Below are 22,611 nucleotides of genomic sequence, written 5' to 3' on the forward strand. Positions count from 1 at the left end.
TCCACCATGAATCGGAAAACCCTGGTCGGCATCGCGGCCACCAGCATCCTGGCCCTCAGCCTCACTGCCTGTGGCAGCCGTGGCGGCGGGGACACCCCCGCCGAGGGCCAGGCGCCCGAGGACATCACCATCGGCGTGGCCATGCCCACGCAGCAGTCCGAGCGCTGGATCGCCGACGGCGAGAACGTCAAGAGCCAGCTCGAGGACCTCGGCTACCAGGTGGACCTCCAGTACGCCAACGACGACATCCCCACGCAGGTCAGCCAGATCGAGAACATGATCAACGGCGGCGTCAGCGCCCTCGTGATCGCCTCGATCGACGGCACCACGCTCACCAGCGTGCTGGACCAGGCCGAGACGCAGGAGATCCCCGTCATCGCCTACGACCGCCTCATCAACGGCTCGGACACCGTGGACTACTACACGACGTTCGACAACGAGGAGGTCGGCGTGCAGCAGGCCACCTCGCTCCTCACCGGCCTCGGCATCCTCGACGCCGAGGGCAACGAGACCGGCGAGACGGGACCGTTCGACGTGGAGCTCTTCGCCGGCAGCCCGGACGACAACAACGCGACGTTCTTCTGGAACGGCGCCATGGAGACCCTGCAGCCGTACCTGGACGCCGGTACCCTCCGCGTGCCCAGCGGCCAGACCGAGTTCGAGCAGGCGGCGATCCTCCGGTGGCTGCCCGACACGGCCCAGGACCGCATGGAGGACCTCATCACCGTCGGTGGCGGCGAGCGTCTCGAGGGTGTCCTGTCCCCGTACGACGGCCTGTCCATCGGCATCATCTCGGCCCTGACCTCCGGCGGGTACTCCGCTGACGAGCTGCCGGTCGTCACCGGCCAGGACGCCGAGGTCGGCTCGGTGCAGTCCATCATCGCGGGTGAGCAGTACTCGACGATCTTCAAGGACGTCCGCGAGCTCGGCAAGCAGGCCGTCACCATGGTGGACGCCCTCATGAAGGGCGAAGAGCCCGAGGTCAACGACACAGAGACGTACGACAACGGCGTCAAGGTGGTCCCCTCCTTCCTGCTCGAGTCCGAGATCGTCACGGTCGACAACTACGAGACGGCCCTCGTCGAGACCGGCTACTACACCGAGGACGACCTGCAGTAGTCGTTCCGCTTCTCCTGACGATGCCTGTGGCTCCGTACCTCCCATGGTCCGGAGCCACAGGCATTGGACCTCGCCCGGCCACTGCCGGGACTTCCACTCAAGTAAGCGAGGCGTGACCATGGCGGACAACATCCTCAGGATGCACCGCATCACCAAGACCTTCCCGGGCGTGAAGGCACTGCAGGACGTCAGTCTCGACGTCGAGCGCGGCGAAGTCCACGCGATCTGCGGAGAGAACGGGGCCGGGAAATCGACCCTCATGAAGGTGCTGTCGGGTGTGTACCCGCACGGCACGTACGACGGCGAGATCGAGTTCGAGGGCACGCAGGCGGAGTTCAAGGACATCCGCGACAGCGAGCGGGCCGGCATCGTCATCATCCACCAGGAGCTCGCGCTCTCGCCGTTCCTGTCCGTCGCGGAGAACATCTTCCTCGGCAACGAGCGTGAGAAGCGCGGGTTCATCAACTGGAACGAGACCAACGTGGAGGCGGCCAAGCTGCTCCGTCGCGTGGGGCTCGACCTGAACCCCGTGGTCCGCGCCGGTGACATCGGCGTGGGCAAGCAGCAGCTCGTGGAGATCGCGAAGGCGCTCTCGAAGAACGTGAAGCTGCTGATCCTCGACGAGCCCACGGCCGCGCTGAACGACGAGGACTCCGCGCACCTCCTCGGACTGGTCAAGGGACTCCGCACCGAGGGCATCACCTGCATCATCATCAGCCACAAGCTCAACGAGATCCGCGAGATCGCGGACTCCGTGACCATCCTCCGGGACGGGCGCACCATCGAGACGCTGAGCCTGCACGACGGCTCGGTCACCGAGGAGCGCATCATCAAGGGCATGGTGGGCCGGGAGATGGGCAGCCGCTACCCCGACCGCACGCCCGTGATAGGCGACGAGGTGCTGCGGGTGGAGAACTGGACGGTGCACCACCCGCAGGAGAGCTCGCGCGTGGTCGTGGACTCCGCGAACATCTCTGTGCGGGCCGGGGAGGTGGTCGGCATCGCCGGTCTCATGGGCGCGGGCCGTACCGAGCTGGCCATGAGCATCTTCGGGCGGAGCTACGGCTCGAACATCACCGGGACCCTCTACAAGAACGGCTCGCCGATCACGACGAAGTCCGTGGGCGAAGCGATCAAGCACGGCATCGCCTACGCCACCGAGGACCGCAAGAAGTACGGGCTGAACCTGATCGACGACATCAAGCGGAACGTCTCGGGAGCCGCCCTCGGCAAGCTCGCGAAACGCGGCTGGGTGGACAGCGGGCAGGAAGCCGTCGTGGCCGGGGACTACCGGAGGTCCATGAACATCAAGGCCCCCTCCGTCACCGCCATCACCGGGAAGCTCTCCGGCGGCAACCAGCAGAAGGTGGTGCTGTCCAAATGGATGTTCTCGGACCCCGACGTGCTGATCGTCGACGAACCCACCCGAGGGATCGACGTGGGCGCGAAGTACGAGATCTACACCATCATCAATCGCCTCGTCGGAGAGGGGAAAGCCGTGATCGTCATCTCGTCCGAGCTGCCCGAACTCCTCGGCATCTGCGACCGCATCTACACGCTCGCCGAGGGCCGCATCACAGCTGACGTGCCCATCGCCGACGCGACACCGGAACTCCTCATGCAGTACATGACCAAGGAAAAGGACTGACCCCGATGGCCACCACCGTCAAGGACCCGGCTGTTGCCATGCCGGCCCCTCCCACGAAGAACGGGCTCTCGTTCCTCACGAGCAGGCTCCGGCAGATCGGCATCTTCGTCGCTCTGATCGTCATCGTCACGCTGTTCCAGGTACTGACCGGCGGCGCCCTGCTGCAGCCGGACAACGTCTCGAACATCATCGTGCAGAACAGCTACATCCTGCTGCTGGCCATCGGCATGGTCATGATCATCGTCGCCGGGCACATCGACCTCTCCGTCGGGTCCGTCGCGGCCTTCGTCGGGGCGATGTCCGGCATCATGATCCAGGACTTCGGGTTCCCCTGGTGGGCGGCGTTCGTCGCGTCCCTCGTCATCGGCGGACTCGTGGGTGCCTGGCAGGGCTTCTGGGTGGCGTACGTCGGGATCCCGGCGTTCATCGTCACCCTCGCCGGCATGCTCGTGTTCCGTGGTCTCACGCAGATCGTCCTGGAGAACCAGCGCATCACCGGTTTCCCCGAGGAGTACCGCCAGCTCGGCGGCGGCTTCCTGTTCCCGGGGCTGTTCCCGCCCGAGACGAACTTCCTCGACTGGACAACCGTGGGGCTCGGCCTCATCGCCGTCGTCCTCCTGGTCGTCACCCAGCTCCGCGGACGCGCCACCCGCGCGCGCCTGAAGCTCGAGGACGAGCCGACGTCCTGGTTCTACACGAAGCTCGGCTTCATCGCGGTGATGATCCTCGGCGTGACCTACCTGCTGGCCGGCTCCCGCAGCGGCACGCCGATCGTGCTCGTGGTGCTGGGCATCCTGATCGTCGCGTACAGCGCCGTGATGAACAACAGCGTCTTCGGGCGCCATATCTACGCACGTGGCGGGAACCTGCAGGCGGCCCAGCTGTCCGGCGTGAACACCAAGCGCATCGACTTCATGCTGTTCGTCAACATGGGCGTGCTCGCGGCGCTCGCCGGCCTCATCTTCACCGGTCGCCTGAACTCCGCCGGCCCCGGCGCGGGCAACCTCTTCGAGCTCGACGCCATCGCGGCGGCGTTCATCGGTGGCGCGGCCGTGACCGGTGGTGTCGGAACGGTGATCGGGGCGATCACCGGCGGCCTCATCATGGGTGTGCTCAACAATGGGATGTCCCTGCTGGGGGTCGGGATCGACGTCCAGCAGTTCATCAAGGGCATGGTGCTGCTGCTCGCCGTCGGCTTCGACGTCTTCAACAAGCGCCGTGCCTCCAACGCCCTGAAGTAGCAGTTCGCAGGGTCCGAAGAAATCTTCGCCGACCACGTAACTTCTCCGGTGCGTGCGGCGATTACCAGTATGTAAGTGCCGCACCGAGACTTATCCCCCAACGGGTCTCGGTGCGGCCTTTCTCTTACCGGAGGCCGTACGGCCCCCGGTGAGGGGCAGCGGTTACGATGGTCTCGCCGCCCGCTCGAACAAGGACATGACCGTGGTCACACCGCTGCCTGACGATGCGCTCGCCCGCGCTCAGTCGGGCGAACCGGCGGCGCTCTCCCTGATCTACGAGTCCCTGGGACCTGCGGTCAGCGGGTACTTCACGGGGCGAAGGTCCGAGGATCCCGAGGCACTCACGCAGGAGGTCTTCCTGACGGTGTTCTCGAAGCTCGGCTCCATCACCGGTGGAACGGCGGGTCTGCGCGCTTTCGCCTTCTCGGTCGCCCACGCGAGGTACGTGGACGAGGTCCGCAGGAGGACCAGGGCTCCCGTCCTCGTGGGCTACGACGCCGAGGGCGATCATCGCAGCACCGCATCGGCGGAGACGGAAGTGCTCGAACGGCTCGATGCCCGCGACGCCGGGGGCATGCTGGCCGAGCTCAATGCCGAACAACGTGACGTCCTGCTGCTGCGGATCGTCGCGGGGCTGCCGATCGAGCAGGTGGCGACCATCCTGGGACGCTCGGCCGGCTCGGTCAAGCAGTTGCAGCGGCGAGGTCTGCTCAAGCTCAAGGAACTCGTTCACACCAACGAATCGGAAGCGTTATGACGTCTCGGAACAGCTCGCCGTCCGACCAGGTGCTGGAACTCCTGCGCGAGGCGGGCGTCGACGACGATCCCGCCCTCGTCCGGGCCGTCGAGGACATCGCACAGCTGGGCGAGGGGCCGCTCCCGGACGCCTCGGCCGAGCTCGCGCAGCTGATGGCCAGTGGCGGCAAGGCCTCGCGTGTGCGGCGCAGCAAGGGCCGGGTCACCTTCATCGGCGGTGCCCTTGCGGTGTCGATGGGGGTCGGGATGTCCGGAGTCGCAGCGGATCCCGTGCCCCTCCGCCACGGGTTCGACGACGCCGTCGACACCCTCACGCGCCACAGCCTCCGCGACGACGCAGCCCGGCTGCGTGCCTCGGGAGTCACCGGGCCCGACGCCGAAAGGCCGCCCTCCGGTGCGCCCGCCGTCGCCTCCTCCGGCCAGGCCGCTCCCGGCAGCGGCGCAAACGGTCCGTCAGCGGCTGCCGCCGGTTCGGCGCAGGAGGGATCCGCCGGTGCCCAGCCCAGGGAGGTTCCGCGTACCGCTTCATCCGTACGGTCCGTACCGTCCACCCCGTCCACCGCGTCGGATGCGACCGGCTCGTCTGCGGTGTCCGGGACTGCGGCGTCATCGGTAGCCGCTCCCGACGACGCCGGACGGGACGCAGGCGCGGCTCCGCCGCCGGCGCACCCCGGGGCCGGCACGGCGGAGGGCGAGGATCCGGCGGGAGCCGACGAGCGTGCCGACGAGCCGACACGTCCCGTCGACGAGATGTTCACCCTCCTCCTGAAGGATGGGACGGCCGAGGACGGATTCCTCAGCCCCGGCCAGGACGCCGGACAACCCGACCCCGGCCCGGTGTGGCTACGCGCCCCGGCGACCGACCCCGGCATGGTCGCCCTCCCGGCGGACCCCCTCGACGGCGAGTCCCCGTGGTTCGCGCTGTTCTTCGTCGGGGAGGACCTGTGGTGGGAGGCAGCGCCGCAGGACGGGGTGCAGGATGCCGAGCCGAGCGAACCGCTGTTCGGCGAGCCCGACCCCGACGTCGACACCCCGATGCCCGAGCCGACGGCCGAAGCGGTGCCGGTGCCGGAGTCGACGGACGGCGTCCCGCTACCCGACGCACGCGCCGATGCGGTGCCGGTGACCGAGTCGACGGACGGCGTCCCGGTGCCCGACTCACGCGCCGACTCGGTGCCGGTGGCCAATGCGACGGACGGCGTCCCCGTGCCTGGCTCGATGGAAGCCGCCCCGCTGCCGAGTTCGACAGATCCTTCCCCGGTACCTGGCTCGACGGACGCCGCCCCGATTCCCGACCCGATGGCGGAACCGTCGCAGGATACAGAGCCCGCGGACGCAGCCCAGCAGGAGCGCGGGATCCCTGCTCCTGCCGGGCCTCCCGCTCCTGCCGAGCCCTAGGCCCGCTCAGTACTCGATGCGCCCCTGCCGGTTGTGGAACTCGCCCGTGGGGCCGTCGGGGCCGAGGGTGGCCAGTGCGACGGTCGCGTCGGTGCCCTCGGTGATGGTCTGGTGACCGCTGTGGTGGTTGAAGTCGGTACTCGTGTACCCCGGATCGCTGGCGTTGATGCGCATGGCCGGCAGGTTCTTCGCGTACTGCACCGTGAGTGCGATGACAGCGGCCTTCGACGCCGCGTAGGGGATGGCCGGGACCGCGAACTCGTCGGTGCCCTCGGTACTGAGGTATCTCGCGAACCCGACGCCCGATGCCACGTTGACGATGACCGGGTTCGTCGAGCGGCGCAGCAGCGGCAAAGCCGCCTGGGTGACACGGACGAGCCCGATCACATTGATGTCGAGCACGCTGCGCATGGCGTCCGCCGAGAGGTCGTCGACGCCGTAGGAGGTCCCCAGGATCCCGGCGTTGTTCACGAGGACGTCGAGCTCGGGGAGGGACGAGAACGCTGCGTCGACGCTCGCCTGGTCGTCGACGTCGAGCTGGACGAGGTGGGCACCGAGCTTCTCGGCCTCCCGGCCCGTGGAGAGGTCGCGCATGCCGGCATGGACGGTGTGGCCGGCTGCGATGAGTCGGCGGACGGTTTCGAGTCCGAGGCTGCGGTTGGCCCCGGTGATCAGTGTGGTTGTCATGGCTCCACACTCTCCCGCCGCAGGGCGGACGCCAAGGTACCCTCCGACCGTGGGACCGGCAGTACCACCCGCGGGCGGCGCCCTCCACGGATGATGGGGTCATGAGTGAATTCGCGAGTGTCCTCCGGGCGTGGCGTCAGCGGGTGACCCCGGCCGAGGTCGGACTCCCTGCCGGGGCGGGGCGGCGGAGCCCGGGCCTGCGGCGTGAGGAGCTCGCGGCCCTGGCGAACGTGAGCGTGGACTACGTGGTGCGCCTGGAGCAGGGCCGCGCCACCCACCCGTCCCCGCAGTTGCTGAACGCCCTGGCGATCGCCCTGCGCCTCGACGCCGCCGAGCGCGACCACCTGTACCGCGTGGGCGGGGCCGCCCCGCCGTCGCCGGACATGGTGCCCCGGTACATCACGCCCGGGGTGCACCGCATCATCGACAGGCTCGGCGACGTCCCCATGGCGGTGTTCACGGCCACCCACGACATCGTGCTGTGGAACCCGCTCTGGGCGGCGCTCTGTGGTGACCCGTCCCGCCTCGTGGGCATGGAGCGCAACCTCGTGTGGCGGTACTTCACCTCCGGCCACGAGGGCGTGGACTTCGACCGGCAGCACGCGGAGGATTTCGCCGCCGACCTCGCCGCGGACGTGCGAGCGGCCACGGGCAGGTACCCGCGCGACCCGCACCTGCAGCGTCTCGTCTCCCGGCTGCGTGCGGCGTCCCCCGACTTCGAGCGTCGATGGTCGGAGGCGAGGGTCGCCGAACACCGGTCCAGCCGGAAGACGATGACGGACACGCCGGTGGGACCGATCACCGTGGATTGCGACGTCCTGTCCGTCCCCGGCGGGGACCTCCGGATCGTCGTCTACACCGTCGCGCCGGGCAGCGAGGACGAAGCACTGCTCGACCTGCTGAGGGTCACCGGGCTCCAGACGCTCTCACCCGAGCCGGTGCCGGACCCCGAGCGGGTGCCGGACGCCGTCAGGAGGTGAGCTGGCGCTTCGAGGAGATGACGCCGGTGTTGAAGCCCGCGAGGTTGAGGCCCCCGTGGAAGCGCGCGTGTTCGATCTTCAGGCACCGGTCCATGACAACGTTCAGCCCCGCGTCCTCGGCGGAGCGGGCAACGTCCTCGTGCCAGGAGCCGAGCTGCAGCCACAGCGTCTTCGCACCGACCGCCAGCGTCTCCTCGAGCACCGACGGCAGATCGTCGTGCTTGCGGAAGACGTCGACGACGTCGGGCACCTCGGGGAGGTCCGCGAGGGACGCGTAGGCGGGCTGCCCGAGGATCTCCTTCGCCACCGGGTTCACGAAGTACAGGCGGTAGGGCGAGGAGGACTGCAGATAGGTGGCGACGAAGTACGACGCCCGGGACGGCTTGTCAGAGGCGCCGACGATCGCCACCGACCGCGCACGGCGAAGGAGTGCCAGGCGCTCGGGAGCCGAGGGCCCCTCCCAGGTACGGATCGACTGCGTGCCGCTCATGCTCCCACTCCCACTGCGCGCGTCACCGATGCGTCGTCGTCGTTCTCGCCCGCCGCTTCCTGCGGCAGGTCGTCGAAGGCCTCGTCCGGGGTGTCGACGGCGAGGGTGAGCGCCTGGTCCAGGTCCCACAGGATGTCGTCGAGATCCTCGAGGCCCACGGAGATCCGCACGAGGTCCTCGGGGACGCCTGCCGCGGCGAGCTGCTCGGTGGAGAGCTGCTGGTGCGTCGTCGAGCCCGGGTGGATCACGAGGGTGCGCGCGTCACCCACGTTCGCGAGGTGCGAGGCGATCTGCAGCGACTCGATGAACTTCTGGCCCGCCTTCCGCCCGCCGGTGACGCCGAAGCTGAACACCGAACCCGGGCCCTGTGGCAGGTACTTGCGGGCGCGTTCGTGGTGCGGGTGGGATGGCAGCCCGGCGTAGTTGACGTACTCGACGCGCGGATCCGCCTCCAGCCACCGTGCGACGGCGAGGGCGTTCTCGAGGTGCTCGTCGAGGCGCTGCGCGAGGGTCTCCACGCCCTGCAGGAGCTGGAAGGCAGACATGGGGGAGAGCGATGGCCCGATGTCGCGGAGTTGCTCGGTGCGCAGCTTCGTGAGGAAGCCGTACTCGCCGAAGTTCGCCCACCACTGGATGTTGCCGTAGGAGGGCACGGGTTCGGTCATCATGGGGAACTTGCCGTTGCCCCAGTCGAACCGCCCGCTCTCCACGATCACTCCGCCGAGCGTGGTGCCGTGCCCGCCGATGAACTTGGTGGCGGAGTGGATCACGATGTCCGCGCCGTGCTCGATGGGCCGCACGAGGTACGGCGTACTGAGGGTCGAGTCGACGATGAAGGGCACGCCGGCGTCGTGGGCCACCTTCGCCAGCCCGGCGAGGTCCGCGATCTCGCCAGAGGGGTTCGCGATGACCTCGGCGTAGACGGCCTTGGTGTTCTCGCGGATGGCGGCGGCGTAGTCGGCCGGATCGGTACCGGGAACGAAGGTGGTCTCGATGCCAAACCGGCGCAGCGTGACATCGAGCTGCGTCACCGTCCCGCCGTACAGCTGGGAGGCGGCGACGATGTGGTCGCCCGCCTGACAGAGGGCCGCGAGGGTGATGAACTCCGCACTCATGCCCGACGCCGTCGCCACCGCACCGATACCGCCTTCGAGGGACGCGATGCGCTCCTCGAAGGCCGCGACGGTGGGGTTGCCGATGCGGGAGTAGATGTTCCCGTACTTCTGCAGCGCGAAGAGGTTGGCGGCGTCATTGGTGTCCTTGAACACGAACGACGTCGTCTGGTAGATCGGGACGGCACGCGCGCCGTGCGTGGCGTCGGGAGTGCCGCCGGCGTGGAGCGCGCGGGTGCGGAAGCCGAAGGAGCGGTCAGCCATCAGAAGCCTGCCTTGCTGGTCTGGAGGGTGGGAGGGAGCGCGAAGTCGACGCCGGCCTTGCGGGCGGCGTCCGCCTCGAGTTCGCGGACGATCGGGAGGATGTCCCGGCCGAACGCGGCGACCTCCTCCTGGAAGTGGAGGTAGCACGTGAGGAAGAGGTTCACGCCGATCTTCTTGTACTCGACGATCCGCTCGGGCGTGCCGATGAGCTGCGTCCGGAAGCCGTCGTTGTACTGCACGAGGTCCTCGAAGGAGGAGTCAGCCCACATGCCCTTGCCGTCCTTCGTGGAGGCGCCCGCCTCCTGGACGGCGTCGCGGAACCCCTCGACGGCCGGGCGGTGCGCCTTCGCGACGATCTCACGGAGCGTCTCGCGCGCCTCCTTCTCGGAGTCCCGTGCGATCACGAAGCCGTTCAGGCCGAAGCGCGAACGGCGGCCCGCCTCGAGGGCGGAGGCCTGCACGCCGGCGATGTTCTCCTTGAACCCCTCGAGGTCCTTGCCATTGGAGAAGTACCAGTCGGCCACGCGGCCAGCGGTGGCCTGGGCGGCCGTCGAGTTGCCGCCGAAGAAGATCTCGGGGTGCGGCCGGCCGGGCACGTCCACAGGGGCCGGGCTCAGGGTGAAGTCCTTGATGTCGTAGTACTTCCCCGCCTGGCTGTAGCCCTGTTCCGTCCAGAGGCCGCGAAGCACGCGGATGAACTCCTCGGTGCGGACGTAGCGCTCGTCGTGCTCCAGCCACTCGAGGCCGAAGTTCACGAACTCGTCCTTCAGCCAGCCGGAGACGATGTTCACGGCGGCGCGACCGTTCGAGATGTGGTCGGCCGTGATGATGAACTTCGCGAGGACACCCGGGTGCCACATGCCGGGGTGGACGGCGGCGATCACCTTCAGCTTGTCGGTCGCCGCGAGGAGGGCGAGGGAGAAGCTCGTGGCCTCGTGCTGCTTGTCGGCGCCGTAGGACGCCGCGTACCGGGTCTGCGAGAGCGCGTACTCGAATCCCGCGTTCTCCGCGATGCGGGCGAGATCCCGGTTGTACTCGAAGTCCCAGCTGGTGCGCTGCTCGATGGTCGAGACCACCAGGCCACCGCTCACGTTGGGCACCCAGTAGGCGAACTTCAGGGGAGTGGACAGGTCTGCGACGCTCATGGATCCTCCATCGGTCTGGCAGTAGCACCCTACTGTCGCCGCGGTACGCGGAGGCCAGGGTTGCTGCGGCGTCAGTGAGCCAGATCTCTCAGCCGCTCGGGATGGTCACTCCCGAGTCTGACAGCCGCTCCGGGGGGATCCAAACAATGTGTCTCCCCACGAAGAGGCTCTCGATGCAGCGACCGTGCCGGTTCCGCGCAGGAATCACGCAAGTTCGCGCGCGTCATGCGAGGACGCGCCCGAGCACGTTGACTTTGCTGTCGCCGTCGCTCCTCATGGTGCTGGGAGCGCCTCCAGCCGGGGTTGAGAGGCTCACCCGTCATCGACACGTCCCACTCGAGGAACACCATGAAACGCCTCACCACGGTGCCGTCGCGCGCCCGGAAATTCGCCCTTCTCTGCGCTGCCATCACGGCAGCCACCCTCCTGACCGGCCCAGCCGCGGTCGCAGCTCCTCCGGTCACCGGCATCAGCGCGCCGACCGTCCTCGCGCCCTACCCGGGTATGGGGTTCTACACCCCGAAGCAGGGCCACGCCGCGGACTCGCAGCGGCAGGTGGACGGCCTGCGGACGAGCGGCAACCTGCTGCAGGCCGCCAGGTTGAGCTCGATGATCGCCACTCCCACCGCCAGCTGGCTGGTGGGTGGCACGCCGTCGTCCGTCACCGCGCAGGTGCAGAGCACCACCACGGCAGCCGCGGCGAGGAACCAGATTCCCGTGTTCGTGGCCTACAACCTGCCGTTCCGCGACTGCTCCCAGTACTCGGGTGGGGGCGCGCTCGGCCCCGCAGAGTACCGCCGGTGGATCGACGGCCTTGCAGCAGGAATCGGCCAGCGCCCCGCACTCGTGATCCTGGAGCCGGACGGGCTCGATCTGATCCCGTGGCACACCGACGTACGGGGTACGCAGGACTGGTGCGCGCCGTCCACCGCATCACCCGCGACAGCTGCGGCCGAGCGCTATGCGCTCCTGAACTATGCCGTGGACACGCTCTCGGCGCTGCCGCGGGCCACCGTGTACCTCGACGGCGGCCACAGTGGCTGGCTGGACGTCGGCGATTCCGTGAGCCGGCTCGTGAAGGCCGGCGTGCAGAAGGCGGACGGCTTCTTCCTCAACGTGTCCCACTTCGAGACCACGGAGAAGCAGCTCAGCTACGGCAGTTGGGTGTCGAAGTGCATCCACTACGCCACCAACACGGCCGACGGCGGCACCCGCCTCGGCCGGTACACGGACTGCGCGGGCCAGTACTACCCGGCCTCTCCCACGGACGTCAGTACCTGGGGTAAGACCGACGCCTGGTACACCGCGAACGTGGACCAGGCGGCGGGAGCGCCGACGGCGGCCCGGCCGCTGACGCACTTCGTGGTGGACACCAGCCGCAACGGCAAGGGAGCCTGGGCTCCGCAGGCAGGGGCCTACCCCGACGCCGAGACGTGGTGCAACCCTCCGGGGCGCGGACTGGGCTACAAGCCGACGACGACGACCCTCCACCCGCTCGCAGATGCCTTCCTGTGGATCAAGGTGCCGGGGGAGTCCGACGGGCGGTGCACGCGCGGGCTGGATCGCGGCGGCGTGGACCCGGCCTGGGGGCGGATCGACCCCTCGGCGGGAGCCTGGTTTCCGGAGCAGGCCCTGGGGCTCATCGCGAACGCCGGTCCCACGACCAGGCGGTAGTTGACGGTCAAGGCGGTGGTGTACCTGCTTGCGTGGAGACCTTCCTCCCGCGCACGCGCTGAAGGTGCACAGTTGGGTAGTCTCGACTGGGAAGCAGCGAGGCTCAGGGGGAAGCGCGTGTCCTACATCAGTGAGGAGATCCTTGGCGTTGCCAGGAGTTCGTCGAACTTCGGCGCGCTAGAGGAGATCGAACCCCTTCTCGCAATCTACGGCGCGGGCGCCGAAGGGACCATCTACACCGATCCCAACGGGGCATTGATCAAGTGCCGCCAATTCGGTGAGGTACTGACCGAGCAGTTGCTTCGCCGGACCAGCACCGTTGTCGCCAGCACCAAGCAGGTGGACCGCATCAGCGCGCTCGCCTCCGCCGGAGTGCTGCAGGCTGGTCCGATCACCGCTCTGCACACCATCCGAAGGACCGGCAACGACGCGACCCACAGCCACCTCTTCAGTACCCGACTCGCTTTGGAAGCCCTGCGGGCGTGCTGGGATCTCGGCGATCTGCTGTATCGGGCGGTGACGGGCGACCGATCCGTTCGCACCTTCGTGCCGCCGAGGTCAACCCAGAATCCGGTTGCGGGGACCTCTGAGGACAGAGCGCAGCAGACCGTCATCGACCGCCAGTTGCTCGCTAGCCAGCAGGAGCTCGCGGACGCGCTGACAGTGCTGGACAACGCCACCTCCGTTGCGCAAGCGGAGGTGCAGGCGCGGGAGGATGCTGAGTCACGGCTCGCCGTCGTACTGGAGCAGCAGGCCGCCGCCGCTGCAGAGCTTTCGAAGCTGCAGAGCCAGCTGGCCGCGCTGCAGGCGGCGCAACCTCTTGTGACTGAGACGCCGGACAGGCCAACCGTCGCCGCACGGCAGGCCTTCATCGAGAGGGCACGTGCACCCCGTCCCTTATCCGAGGTGCAGGCCCGCAGGAACATCGACCGAATGCTTCGTGCGTCCGGCTGGGTCATCCAGGACTACCGGGACCTCGCCCCGATGGCTGCGCCCGGTGTGGCGGTTCGTGAGTTCCAGCTGAGGTCGGGATACGCGGACTACCTGCTGTATGTGGACGCGAAGCTGGTGGGCGTGCTGGAAGCCAAGAAGGAGGGCGTGACACTCACGGGGGTGGAGTGGCAGACGTCGAAGTACGCGTCCGGGCTTCCGGCCGAGGCTCAGTTGGCAACGTGGCGGCGGGACTCGCCGCTCCCGTTCTGTTACGAATCGACCGGTGCCGAAACAAGGTTCACGAATCTGCTGGATCCGGACGCCCGGTCGCGAGAGGTTTTCAGCTTCCACCGCCCAGAGACCATGCGGAAGTGGATGGACCAGGCGGATGCAGCACCCGCGCAGCCGACGTTCAGCGCGCGACTCCTCGGGATGCCGGGGTTGATCGAGGAGGGACTGCGTCCCAACCAGATCGAGGCCGTACGGGGCATTGAAATGTCGCTGAAGGATCACCATCCGAGGGCACTGGTGCAGATGGCCACCGGAGCAGGGAAGACCTTCACGGCGGTGACCGCCGCCTATCGGCTGATCAAGCACGCTGGTGCCTCCAAGGTGCTGTTCCTGGTGGACCGCAACAATCTGGGGCTTCAGGCGGAAAGCGAGTTCTCGCTCTACCAGACCCCCGATGATGGTCGCCGTTTCGGGGAGGTCTTCCCGGTGCAGCGATTGGCAGGCCGCACAGTCGCCGATTCCAGCAGTGTGGCCATCTCCACTATCCAGCGCCTGTTCCGCATGCTTCAGGGCGAGGACCTGCCTGTGGCAGACGCCGAGGATGACGAGAACGACGACGGCGAGCCGGCCTTGCCGGTCGACGTCACCTACTCCGCATCGCTGCCGCCTGAGACGTTCGATCTCATCATCGTGGACGAGTGTCACCGCTCCATCTACGGCAAGTGGCGTTCCGTGCTCGAGTACTTCGATGCGCCTGTTGTAGGCCTCACAGCGACGCCGACCAAACAGACGCTCGGTTTCTTCGACCAGAATCTCGTCAGTGAGTACCCGTACGAGAAATCCGTGGCCGACGGCGTCAACGTGCCGTTCAACGTGTTCCGCATCAAGACCCGGATGACGGAGCAGGGTGGGACCGTCGAGGCCGGCACGGTGGTTCCGCTGCGTGACCGTGCGACCCGGCACAAGCGGTACGAGGAGCTGGAGGAGGACTTCTCCTACACGGGGCAGCAACTCGGGCGGACGGTCATTGGCAAGGACCAGATCCGTCTGGTGCTGCGGACCTTCAAGGATCGGCTCTACACGCAGATCTTCCCGGGGCGAAGCTACGTTCCGAAGACGTTGATCTTCGCCAAGGATGACAATCACGCGGACGAGATCGTCCAGCAGGCGCGTGAGGTGTTCGGCAAGGGCCAGGATTTCGCCGTGAAGATCACCTACCGCTCGAGGAGCCAGGGCAACGATCCCCAGCAACTCCTGCAGCAGTTTCGGACCAGCCCCACCATTCGGATCGCAGTGACTGTGGACATGATCGCGACCGGCACCGATGTGAAGCCGATCGAGTGCGTGTTCTTCATGCGCGAGGTACGTTCGGCGGTGTACTTCGAGCAGATGAAGGGCCGCGGCTCACGCACCATGGACGAAGACACCTACGCGGCGGTGACTCCCGACGCGCAGCCCGGTCTTACGAAGGATCGCTTCGTGATCGTCGACGCGGTGGGAGTGACCGAGTCGCCGCTTGTAGACGCAACCCCCATGGACCGAGCCGCGAAGCCGGTGTCGCTCGAGAGGCTCCTCGAGAAGGCCGGTGCTCTGACGATCACGCCGGACGAGGTGTCCACCCTCGCTGCTAGGCTCGGGCGCCTCGCCATCCAGCTCAAGCCGAGCGAGGCGGCCGAGATCGCGGACGTTTCCGGCGGCGTGACCCTGCGGGAGATTGTGCAGGGTCTAGCCGCTGCTTCCGACAACGATGCGGTCGAGAACGCGCGTGAACAGGGCGGCGAAGACGCCGTGGGTCAGCTGCTGCGCTCTGGAGTGCAACCGTTGGCCGCCAACGCCGAGTTGCGGAAGAGGATTCTCGATATCCGCCGTGCAAAGGACATCGTCTTCGACGAGGTCAACGCCGACGAGCTGATCAGCGCCGAGCCGGTGCTGGAGGATACGGGCGCGAAGTCCCGCATCTCGTCGTGGCGGGACTTCCTTGAGGAGCACAAGGATCAGATAGCAGTTCTTCAGCTTCTGCATGGCAGTGCCGCCGGCCGTCCTACGTATGCGCAGCTGAAGGAACTGGCCGAACGTATACAGCGAGTCCCGGCGCTGCAGTCAGTCGACCTGCTCTGGAGTGCGTACGACGAACTGGGCGAACTTGCCGACCCGCTTCACAAGCCGTCCGTCACCGACCTCGTGACGATCCTGCGGCACGAACTCCTGAACGACGACGACGGCCGTATACGCGCGTTCTCGTCAATTATCGAGGAACGCCTCGAGGAGTGGCTCGGCCAGCAGTCGCAGCGAGGAGTCGCGTTCAGCGCCGATCAGCTGTGGTGGATTGGGCGAATTGCTGATGTGGTGAAAACATCGGTGACCGTGCAACTAGACGACCTGACCCGTACCCCTTTCACTGAGCGCGGTGGCCCCTTCGGCTTCAGCCGGGACTTCGGGGGCGACGCCCGCAAGCTGTTCGTCGAACTCAGCGAAGAGCTGACTGCGTGACGGGTCAGAAGCCGCTACCGGACGGCTGGGCTTGGTCGACACTTGGCGAAGTTTCGGAGAATCTGGATCGATTTCGAAAACCCATAAGTTCTCATGAACGGGCTAAGCGTCCAGGTATTGTGCCCTACTACGGTGCGAGCGGACGGGTGGGGACGATTGACACTCCGATATTTGATGAGGACCTGCTGCTGCTCGGCGAGGACGGCGTTCAGTTCTTCAACCGAGACAAGACAAAGGCATACAGGGTGTCGGGTCCCTCGTGGGTCAACAACCATGCTCACGTCTTGAGGGCTAACGGCGCTACTTCGAATGCGTTTCTCCATCATTATTTGAATATCTTCAATTACGTGGGCTACGCGAATGGAACTACGCGACTCAAGTTAACGAAATCGTCGGCGGAATCCATCCCCGTTCCAATACCGCCGCTGGCTGAGCAGCGGCGCATCGTCGACGCACTTGAGGGCCATCTCTCCCACATCGACACCTCCTCCGGGCTAGTCGCGGTTTCGATGGCGCGAGCTAAAAGACTTGCAGTCGATCTCACTCGCTATGTAGCTTTTGGTGTTCAATCTCAAGCCTTCGCTGAGGACCCTGTGAGTTCTGACACGGATGACGGTGATCTTCCGGGTATTCCTGCAACATGGGAGTGGAAGCGTCTTGAGGAAATTGCAGATGTTGTAGGTGGGATCACGAAGGATTCGAAAAACCAAGTAGATACTGAGCTTGAGGAGATTCCATACCTGCGAGTCGCAAACGTGCAGTCGGGATACATCAAGCTTGACGTCGTTACTACCATCCGTGCCTCCGAAGCGAAGATTCGGAAACTGCTTCTGGAGCCGGGTGACGTGCTACTCAACGAAGGTGGAGATCGGAACAAACTCGGGCGGGGTTGGGTGTGGCGGGGTGAGATCGCTCGATGCATACATCAAAATCACGTATTTCGAGTACGAATGCGCGAATCTTCACTCAAGCCCGAGTTGCTGGCATGGCACGCAAATTCCTACGGACGAATTTGGTTTGAACGGAACGGAAAGCAAAGTGTTAATCTGGCTTCCGTAAGTCTGTCTGTCATCAAGAAATTTCCGGTGCCAGTGCCCCCACTCGGTGAACAGGCCAGCATGGTGCAGCGTGTGGTTGAGGACGTCGAAAGGGTCGCTCGTCTCACGGCAGAAATTGACAGGGTGAAGGCCCGGAGTGAGCGTCTTCGGCGCGAACTGCTGGATAGCGCCTTCTCAGGCGCGCTTGTTGATCAGAATCCGGACGATGAGCCCGCTTCGGTGCTCCTTGAGCGCATCGCCGCTAAACGAGCTGACCACCCGGCGCCTAGCCGTCGTCGTGCTTGCGCCGCAACCGCAGCTAGTGCTTAGCAGGGTTGGTTTATTCGTCTGCAAGCTGGCGCGCAGCGCGGTTCGGGGACGGCATGGACGACCCGTTCAACGGAAAGATTGGGAATCCCTCGCCAAAATTTTCCGATTAGATACCCCTCTAATCGTAAGATTCTTGCCAGAAGCGTCTAGTCTTTCGGAAGAGCCGCAACGCCGAACCGCTCGGAGGAACCATGTTGAACAGTGAGCCGATCGAGCGCCGGGAGTATCTGTTACGCCGAGTCACGGAGATACTGGCAAGGATCGAGGCCGGAGGGACCATCGGGGTTCGGGAGAGCGAGGCCATTGACTTCAAGGAGGAAGCCGGTCGCCGCGGGAGGAACGGTGAGGTTCAGCCAGGGGACAAGCAGAACAGGGAGGCTGCCATCAAGCTGGCGGACGAAGTCTGCTGCATGGCTAACACCCCCGGAGGTGGCGCGCTGATCCTAGGTATTCAGGATCGCGACCTAGAAGTCATCGGCACTGAGCTCGACGCCGAGTGGCTCCGACACACCATCTACGAGCAGGTGGACATAGCTCCGGTGGTCGAAGCACGCACGGTCCGGGGCCAGCGGCTGCTCGTCCTTCTTATTGCTGAGTCTCCGGAGCCCATAGAGGACACCTCGAACAAAATCCGATGGCGGGTCGGTGCCAATTGTGTGCCCGTTGACCGAGCGGAGTGGTGGAGTCATCGGCAGCGGGCTGGTGATTACGACGAGATGGCGAGACTCACTCGGAGCACAATGAGCGACGTATCGCCAGAGGCCGTAAGCATTGCCAGGATTAGCGCTCGAGGCGGTGCTAGCGAGGATGTCTTGGTCGACAAGTCTGCCTCGGACTTCCTTCGGCTGCTGGGAGCCCAAGCTGCTGACGGGCGCCTCACGCAGGCGGCAAGACTTGTCTTCTGCAGAGCCGGAAGGCCATTGATCACTCTCACCTCCCTGGATGTGCACGGCGGAGAAGTGACCAGCTTCATCGAGGGCGATCCCGAGCAGTCGCTTCTGGAACAGCTTCAGAACGTAGAGACACGGCTGGACGTCCTCAATGGAAGCACCACCCTCTCCGGCAACTTCTCCGAACCGAAGGTGAGGGACATCCCCTCGCGGGCTGTCCGGGAGGCGGTGCTCAACGGGTTGATCCACAGGGACTGGAACTCGCCATTGCCAACGGAGGTCACTTGGGTCGACTTCGATTCGACGCTGGTGGTCAAGAGTCCCGGCGGGTTTAGCGGGGGCATCAACGAGACCAACCTGCTGGGAAACCGACATGCAAGGTATCCGGCGCTCGCTGATCTGTTCCGGGCGCTCGGCATGGTCGATAAACAAGGCGTTGGTGTGGACCGCATGTACCAGTCGATGATCGTGCTCGGGCATCGGCCTCCGAGTATCGTTCAGACCGCCGGCCCGGCTGTCCGTTGCACGCTGATCGGTGGGAAGCCGGTGGTCCCGATCGTCGAGATGGTGCGGTCGATCCGACCCGAGGCCAGGCAGCGTGACTACCGCGTGGCCATCATCCTGGACGGGTTACTGCATCATCCCTTCCTGACGTTGGAGTCAACAATGAAGCGCCTTCAGACCGACAGGATGTCGGCTGAGGTGGCACTGCGAGCTGCAACTAGTTCCACGGTCGGGAATGCGCCACTCGTGCGTCAATACAAGGACGTGTGGGTGCTTGGTTCCGCGACTTTCATGCTGGCGAAGCGGGCGAAGAGCGGCATTCATGCGGCTCGCTTTCTTGAGTACGCGAGCACAGATCGAGATTCTGCTCGCGAAGTCATAGCAGCGTGGTTGCTCAGCCACGATGCGATCACCAGCGGTGATCTCGTCGAGATCACCCGCGTCTCGAGACCGACTGCCACCCAGATCCTCAGCGAATTACATGGGAGCTACCTCTCGAGGGAAGGATCCGGACGTTCAGTGCGGTACCGGCCAGCAGCCTCCTCCTGACGCCCGACCAATCACCCCTTCTCTACAAGCGCAGCACCGAAGGAACCACTGAAGATGACCAGCAATCCCGCAGAACTCCGCCGCCTCGTCGACAAGCTCTGGAGCTACTGCGACGTACTGCGCGACTCCGGTGTAGCTGCGATCGACTACGTGGAGCAGTTGAGCTTCATCCTGTTCCTCAAGATGTGCGACGAGCGCCAGAACAACTCTCTGGTGCCCGAGCCGGTGTTCCCGCCGCACCTCGACATCTCGTGGGACCGCCTGGCGTCGCTGAGCGGCGATGCGCTTGAGACCGAGTACCAGCGCATCCTTCGTGAACTGGGCAAACTGCCCACGAATCTCGGGGTGGTGTTCCGTAAGGCCCAGAACCGCATCCAGGAGCCTGCGCTCCTCCGGAAGCTCATCAAGGACCTGATCGGCTCGGAGGCGTGGTCGGTGGGCGGTGACGTCAACGGGGACGCCTACGAGGCCCTCCTGCAGCGGTCGGCGTCCGACGTGAAGTCCGGAGCTGGCCAGTATTTCACGCCACGAGCGCTTATCCACGCCATGGTTGAGGTCATGGCCCCGACGCCGGCGGACACCATCACCGATCCTGCCTGCGGAACCGGTGGCTTCCTGCTGAGCGCCATCGAACATATCGAGAAGCATCACGGCCGGCACATGACGCCCGAGCAGCGCCGGGACCTGAGCGAGGGGCGCACCGTCCGAGGCGCGGAGTTGGTCGACTCGACCGCCCGGCTCGCCACCATGAATCTGTTCCTCCACGGCGTGGGGCGCATCACCGGTGATCCCGTCATCGATGTTCAGGACGCATTGGCGACCACTCCTGGCCAGCACTACTCCCTTGTGCTGGCAAACCCGCCATTCGGCAAGAAGTCCTCCATCACCGTGGTGGGAGAAACGGGCAAGGCCGAGCGTGAGGACGTCTCCTACTCGAGGCAGGACTTCTGGGTCACGACCACCAACAAGCAACTGAACTTCCTCCAGCACATCGCAAGCCTGCTCAAGCGCGACGGACGAGCCGCCGTCGTCGTGCCGGACAACGTCCTCTTCGAGGGCGGCGTCGGCGAGACGATCAGGGCTCGCCTCCTCAAGGAGTTCGATGTGCACACGCTGCTGAGGCTCCCCACCGGAATCTTCTACGCCGGAGGCGTCAAAGCGAACGTGCTGTTCTTCGATCGGAAACGCGCGCGCCCGGAGAAGGCGTGGACGGAGAAGCTCTGGGTGTATGACTTCCGCGTGGGTCAGCACTTCACCATGAAGCAGAACCCGCTGCGGGACGAGCACCTAGCGGACTTCGTGGAGGCGTACAAGCCGAGTGACCGTTCAGGGCGTCAGGAGTCGGAGCGATTCAAAGCCTTCACGTACGAGGAGCTCGTCGCTCGTGACAAGCTCAATCTCGACATCACCTGGCTCAAGGATCCAGCCCTGGAGAACGCGGACGACGGTGTTCCGCCCGAGATCATCGCCGCGGAGATCGTGGAGGACCTGCAGGCTGCCCTGCTCGAGTTCCAAGCTGTCGCGGACGCATTGGCGGAGCGTGCCGCGACAACGGCTCGGCGGCGCGCAACAGACATTCACGAGAACGTCCTTGCGCCCTCCAGCGAAGCGTAGGTCAGACGGGATGGACGGATGGCGGAGGGCAGCGCGGGTTCAGGAGCGGCGCTTCTGGAGCACCCTCGTGATCGTCGGCGCGCTCCTCAGCCTCACGCTGGTCAGTAGCCTCCTCCTGACCGCGCGAGTCTCCGGCGGCAGCATGTCGGCGGGCTTCTACGTGCAGCAGGGTGTGCTGCTCGCGGTCAGTGCGATGGGCACGGCCCTTGCCGTCCGCCGCTGGCGTCGCGTCCGCCGATGAGGGCTTGTGCGGGCCCCGGGCACCTCCTGGCGGAGGCCTGTCAAGAAGGCCGGCGCCAGATGGTACGTCCCGTTACGCAAATGTGACAAACCGACGAGGGTCCGGCTAGGGTCACACCAGCGTCTCCGTCCACGTGAGACGCTTCCGGACGGATTGCCGAGCCCTGCCGCCGACCGGAATACGTCCGCACACACGAAAGGCAGGGACGGGGGAACCATCAGTTCCACCGGGCGCCCAGGTTTCCCTGCAGGCGTCCTCGGGGTTAAGTCGCACACCACCGCCGTATCCAGCGGTGTCCGCGGCCGGGTGACTCCCATCCGAACCCGACAGCTCACCCCGCAGGCATGGGAGAGGTACAGAACCATGTCACGAATCACTTCACCGGCACGCCACAGGGCCGACGTCGAGGGCAACCTCGCACTGCAGGCACTCGGCCGCATCGCCGGCGCGCACGCAACGACCGTCGGCCGCCCGGTCGCCGTCATCGCGGTCACCTCCGGCCTCGCGTTCGGCGCGATGGGAACGGCCAACGCCGGCACCTACACCGACGCCGCGACGAACTACACCTCGGTGGCCTCCACCGTGGCGGCCACTGCTGTCGCCGGCTCCACGCACACCGTCGCCGCCGGTGACACCCTGGGTGCCATCTCCGCACGCTACGGAGCGGACCTCACCTCGGTCCTGACCGCGAACGGCCTCTCGCTCGCATCGGTCATCTTCCCCGGTCAGTCGATCACGATCCCCACCGCCGGATCGGCCGTCACCGCGCCGGCCCAGACGGTGTCCGCTCCGGTTGCCGCTGCACCTGCGGCTCCTGCCTACCAGCAGGCCGCCGCTGTTGCACCGGCCGTGTCCACGGCGCCCGGGTCGGGTGTCTACCTGGCCTCGGCAGCGATCACCCCGGTACCCGTGCACGCCTCGTCGGTCGCTGCAGCGCCCTCGGGCAATGCGGCAGCGGCCATCCTCGGATCGGCTCAGGCGCAGCTTCGCGCCGGCGCCGTCCAGGACTGCACCGTGCTGGCCGAGAAGGCACTGCGTGCCGCCGGGATCTCCGTGGGCGACCTCGGCCCGGCTCAGTTCTTCCAGTTCGGGGCCCGGGTGTCCGCCCCGGCTCCCGGGGACCTCGTGATCACCGGCGGTCACGTGGCGGTCTACGCCGGTGGCGGTCAGGTCATCAGCAGCGGCATGAACGGCATCAACGCCACCATGCAGCACCCCCTCTCGGACCTCCCGGGAGCATCCTTCGTGCGGGTCGGCGCCTAAGCGTCCGAACGAACC

At 66.2% G+C, this 22,611-nt stretch carries 17 protein-coding genes and 2 riboswitches; of the genes, 13 read left to right on the forward strand and 4 right to left on the reverse strand.

The window, feature by feature from the left end; translation table 11 throughout:
* The first annotated feature begins 6 nt into the window (after nt 1–6).
* The 5 genes from chvE to AC4D16_RS14250 all read left to right on the forward strand — a co-directional run bounded on the left by chvE (nt 7) and on the right by AC4D16_RS14250 (nt 6,162).
* Complete coding sequence (gene chvE, locus AC4D16_RS14230) at nt 7–1,119, forward strand: multiple monosaccharide ABC transporter substrate-binding protein (protein WP_490949590.1); 1,113 nt, start codon at nt 7–9, stop codon at nt 1,117–1,119.
* 118 nt (nt 1,120–1,237) lie between these two features.
* Complete coding sequence (gene mmsA / locus AC4D16_RS14235; protein WP_490955432.1) at nt 1,238–2,767, forward strand: multiple monosaccharide ABC transporter ATP-binding protein; 1,530 nt, start codon at nt 1,238–1,240, stop codon at nt 2,765–2,767.
* A gap of 38 nt (nt 2,768–2,805) precedes the next feature.
* Nucleotides 2,806–4,008 (forward strand): multiple monosaccharide ABC transporter permease, encoded by a 1,203-nt coding sequence (mmsB, locus tag AC4D16_RS14240; protein ID WP_490955500.1) that lies wholly within the window; start codon nt 2,806–2,808, stop codon nt 4,006–4,008.
* A gap of 196 nt (nt 4,009–4,204) precedes the next feature.
* Entirely contained in the window at nt 4,205–4,765 is a 561-nt protein-coding gene (locus AC4D16_RS14245; RefSeq protein ID WP_490955433.1) for an RNA polymerase sigma factor, read from the forward strand.
* Nucleotides 4,762–6,162, forward strand: coding sequence for a hypothetical protein (locus tag AC4D16_RS14250; RefSeq protein ID WP_490955434.1), 1,401 nt, complete (start codon nt 4,762–4,764; stop codon nt 6,160–6,162). The genes AC4D16_RS14245 and AC4D16_RS14250 overlap by 4 nt, the downstream gene beginning before the upstream one ends.
* A gap of 6 nt (nt 6,163–6,168) precedes the next feature.
* On the opposite strand, the gene AC4D16_RS14255 is transcribed toward AC4D16_RS14250, so the two are convergent.
* Nucleotides 6,169–6,849 carry an SDR family NAD(P)-dependent oxidoreductase gene (locus AC4D16_RS14255; protein ID WP_490955435.1) on the reverse strand — a complete coding sequence of 227 codons (681 nt, stop codon included), beginning with the start codon at nt 6,847–6,849 and terminating at the stop codon, nt 6,169–6,171.
* Nucleotides 6,850–6,950: 101 nt separating this feature from the next.
* On the opposite strand from AC4D16_RS14255, the gene AC4D16_RS14260 reads away from it, so the two are divergent.
* Entirely contained in the window at nt 6,951–7,829 is an 879-nt protein-coding gene (locus AC4D16_RS14260; protein ID WP_490955436.1) for a helix-turn-helix transcriptional regulator, read from the forward strand.
* On the opposite strand, the gene AC4D16_RS14265 is transcribed toward AC4D16_RS14260, so the two are convergent.
* From AC4D16_RS14265 to sfnG, 3 genes are read right to left on the reverse strand one after another with little or no spacing between them, the layout of a single operon-like run.
* Nucleotides 7,819–8,319: a CoA-binding protein gene (locus tag AC4D16_RS14265; protein WP_490949584.1), complete on the reverse strand. Its 501-nt coding sequence runs from the start codon at nt 8,317–8,319 to the stop codon at nt 7,819–7,821. The two genes, AC4D16_RS14260 and AC4D16_RS14265, sit on opposite strands and share 11 nt — an antisense overlap.
* A complete protein-coding gene (locus AC4D16_RS14270) occupies nt 8,316–9,695 on the reverse strand; it encodes an O-acetylhomoserine aminocarboxypropyltransferase/cysteine synthase family protein (protein WP_490955437.1) in 1,380 nt (459 codons plus the stop codon). Before AC4D16_RS14270 ends, AC4D16_RS14265 begins: the two co-directional genes overlap by 4 nt.
* Nucleotides 9,695–10,840 carry a dimethylsulfone monooxygenase SfnG gene (gene sfnG / locus AC4D16_RS14275; protein ID WP_490955438.1) on the reverse strand — a complete coding sequence of 382 codons (1,146 nt, stop codon included), beginning with the start codon at nt 10,838–10,840 and terminating at the stop codon, nt 9,695–9,697. The genes AC4D16_RS14270 and sfnG overlap by 1 nt, the downstream gene beginning before the upstream one ends.
* Nucleotides 10,841–10,844: 4 nt before the next feature.
* A riboswitch (SAM riboswitch) is annotated at nt 10,845–10,948 on the reverse strand.
* A 240-nt stretch (nt 10,949–11,188) separates the two neighbouring features.
* Here sfnG and AC4D16_RS14280 point away from each other — a divergent pair.
* The 7 genes from AC4D16_RS14280 to AC4D16_RS14310 all read left to right on the forward strand — a co-directional run bounded on the left by AC4D16_RS14280 (nt 11,189) and on the right by AC4D16_RS14310 (nt 22,596).
* Nucleotides 11,189–12,514: a glycoside hydrolase family 6 protein gene (locus AC4D16_RS14280; RefSeq protein WP_490955439.1), complete on the forward strand. Its 1,326-nt coding sequence runs from the start codon at nt 11,189–11,191 to the stop codon at nt 12,512–12,514.
* A gap of 117 nt (nt 12,515–12,631) precedes the next feature.
* A complete protein-coding gene (locus tag AC4D16_RS14285; protein ID WP_490955440.1) occupies nt 12,632–16,168 on the forward strand; it encodes a type I restriction endonuclease subunit R in 3,537 nt (1,178 codons plus the stop codon).
* Nucleotides 16,165–17,535, forward strand: a complete 1,371-nt coding sequence (locus AC4D16_RS14290) for a restriction endonuclease subunit S (protein WP_490955441.1) — start codon at nt 16,165–16,167, stop codon at nt 17,533–17,535. The genes AC4D16_RS14285 and AC4D16_RS14290 overlap by 4 nt, the downstream gene beginning before the upstream one ends.
* A 191-nt stretch (nt 17,536–17,726) precedes the next feature.
* Nucleotides 17,727–19,478 (forward strand): DUF5635 domain-containing protein, encoded by a 1,752-nt coding sequence (locus AC4D16_RS14295; RefSeq protein WP_490955442.1) that lies wholly within the window; start codon nt 17,727–17,729, stop codon nt 19,476–19,478.
* Between the two features lie 54 nt (nt 19,479–19,532).
* Nucleotides 19,533–21,092: a class I SAM-dependent DNA methyltransferase gene (locus AC4D16_RS14300; protein ID WP_490955443.1), complete on the forward strand. Its 1,560-nt coding sequence runs from the start codon at nt 19,533–19,535 to the stop codon at nt 21,090–21,092.
* Nucleotides 21,093–21,102: 10 nt separating this feature from the next.
* Nucleotides 21,103–21,333: a hypothetical protein gene (locus AC4D16_RS14305; RefSeq protein WP_490949581.1), complete on the forward strand. Its 231-nt coding sequence runs from the start codon at nt 21,103–21,105 to the stop codon at nt 21,331–21,333.
* Between the two features lie 172 nt (nt 21,334–21,505).
* A riboswitch (cyclic di-AMP (ydaO/yuaA leader) is annotated at nt 21,506–21,691 on the forward strand.
* A gap of 5 nt (nt 21,692–21,696) precedes the next feature.
* Nucleotides 21,697–22,596 (forward strand): LysM peptidoglycan-binding domain-containing protein, encoded by a 900-nt coding sequence (locus AC4D16_RS14310; protein ID WP_490955444.1) that lies wholly within the window; start codon nt 21,697–21,699, stop codon nt 22,594–22,596.
* Nucleotides 22,597–22,611: the final 15 nt, after the last annotated feature.

It is taken from the genome of Arthrobacter sp. TJ-236, from assembly GCF_058269235.1.

What these genes read in the sequence shown, in the direction of transcription:
- chvE (WP_490949590.1), top strand. Translation starts at nt 7, where the DNA reads ATGAATCGGAAAACCCTGGTCGGCATCGCGGCCACCAGCATCCTGGCC.
- mmsA (WP_490955432.1), top strand. Translation starts at nt 1,238, where the DNA reads ATGGCGGACAACATCCTCAGGATGCACCGCATCACCAAGACCTTCCCG.
- mmsB (WP_490955500.1), top strand. Translation starts at nt 2,806, where the DNA reads ATGCCGGCCCCTCCCACGAAGAACGGGCTCTCGTTCCTCACGAGCAGG.
- AC4D16_RS14245 (WP_490955433.1), top strand. Translation starts at nt 4,205, where the DNA reads ATGACCGTGGTCACACCGCTGCCTGACGATGCGCTCGCCCGCGCTCAG.
- AC4D16_RS14250 (WP_490955434.1), top strand. Translation starts at nt 4,762, where the DNA reads ATGACGTCTCGGAACAGCTCGCCGTCCGACCAGGTGCTGGAACTCCTG.
- AC4D16_RS14255 (WP_490955435.1), bottom strand. Translation starts at nt 6,849, where the DNA reads ATGACAACCACACTGATCACCGGGGCCAACCGCAGCCTCGGACTCGAA.
- AC4D16_RS14260 (WP_490955436.1), top strand. Translation starts at nt 6,951, where the DNA reads ATGAGTGAATTCGCGAGTGTCCTCCGGGCGTGGCGTCAGCGGGTGACC.
- AC4D16_RS14265 (WP_490949584.1), bottom strand. Translation starts at nt 8,319, where the DNA reads ATGAGCGGCACGCAGTCGATCCGTACCTGGGAGGGGCCCTCGGCTCCC.
- AC4D16_RS14270 (WP_490955437.1), bottom strand. Translation starts at nt 9,695, where the DNA reads ATGGCTGACCGCTCCTTCGGCTTCCGCACCCGCGCGCTCCACGCCGGC.
- sfnG (WP_490955438.1), bottom strand. Translation starts at nt 10,840, where the DNA reads ATGAGCGTCGCAGACCTGTCCACTCCCCTGAAGTTCGCCTACTGGGTG.
- AC4D16_RS14280 (WP_490955439.1), top strand. Translation starts at nt 11,189, where the DNA reads ATGAAACGCCTCACCACGGTGCCGTCGCGCGCCCGGAAATTCGCCCTT.
- AC4D16_RS14295 (WP_490955442.1), top strand. Translation starts at nt 17,727, where the DNA reads ATGTTGAACAGTGAGCCGATCGAGCGCCGGGAGTATCTGTTACGCCGA.
- AC4D16_RS14300 (WP_490955443.1), top strand. Translation starts at nt 19,533, where the DNA reads ATGACCAGCAATCCCGCAGAACTCCGCCGCCTCGTCGACAAGCTCTGG.
- AC4D16_RS14305 (WP_490949581.1), top strand. Translation starts at nt 21,103, where the DNA reads ATGGACGGATGGCGGAGGGCAGCGCGGGTTCAGGAGCGGCGCTTCTGG.
- AC4D16_RS14310 (WP_490955444.1), top strand. Translation starts at nt 21,697, where the DNA reads ATGTCACGAATCACTTCACCGGCACGCCACAGGGCCGACGTCGAGGGC.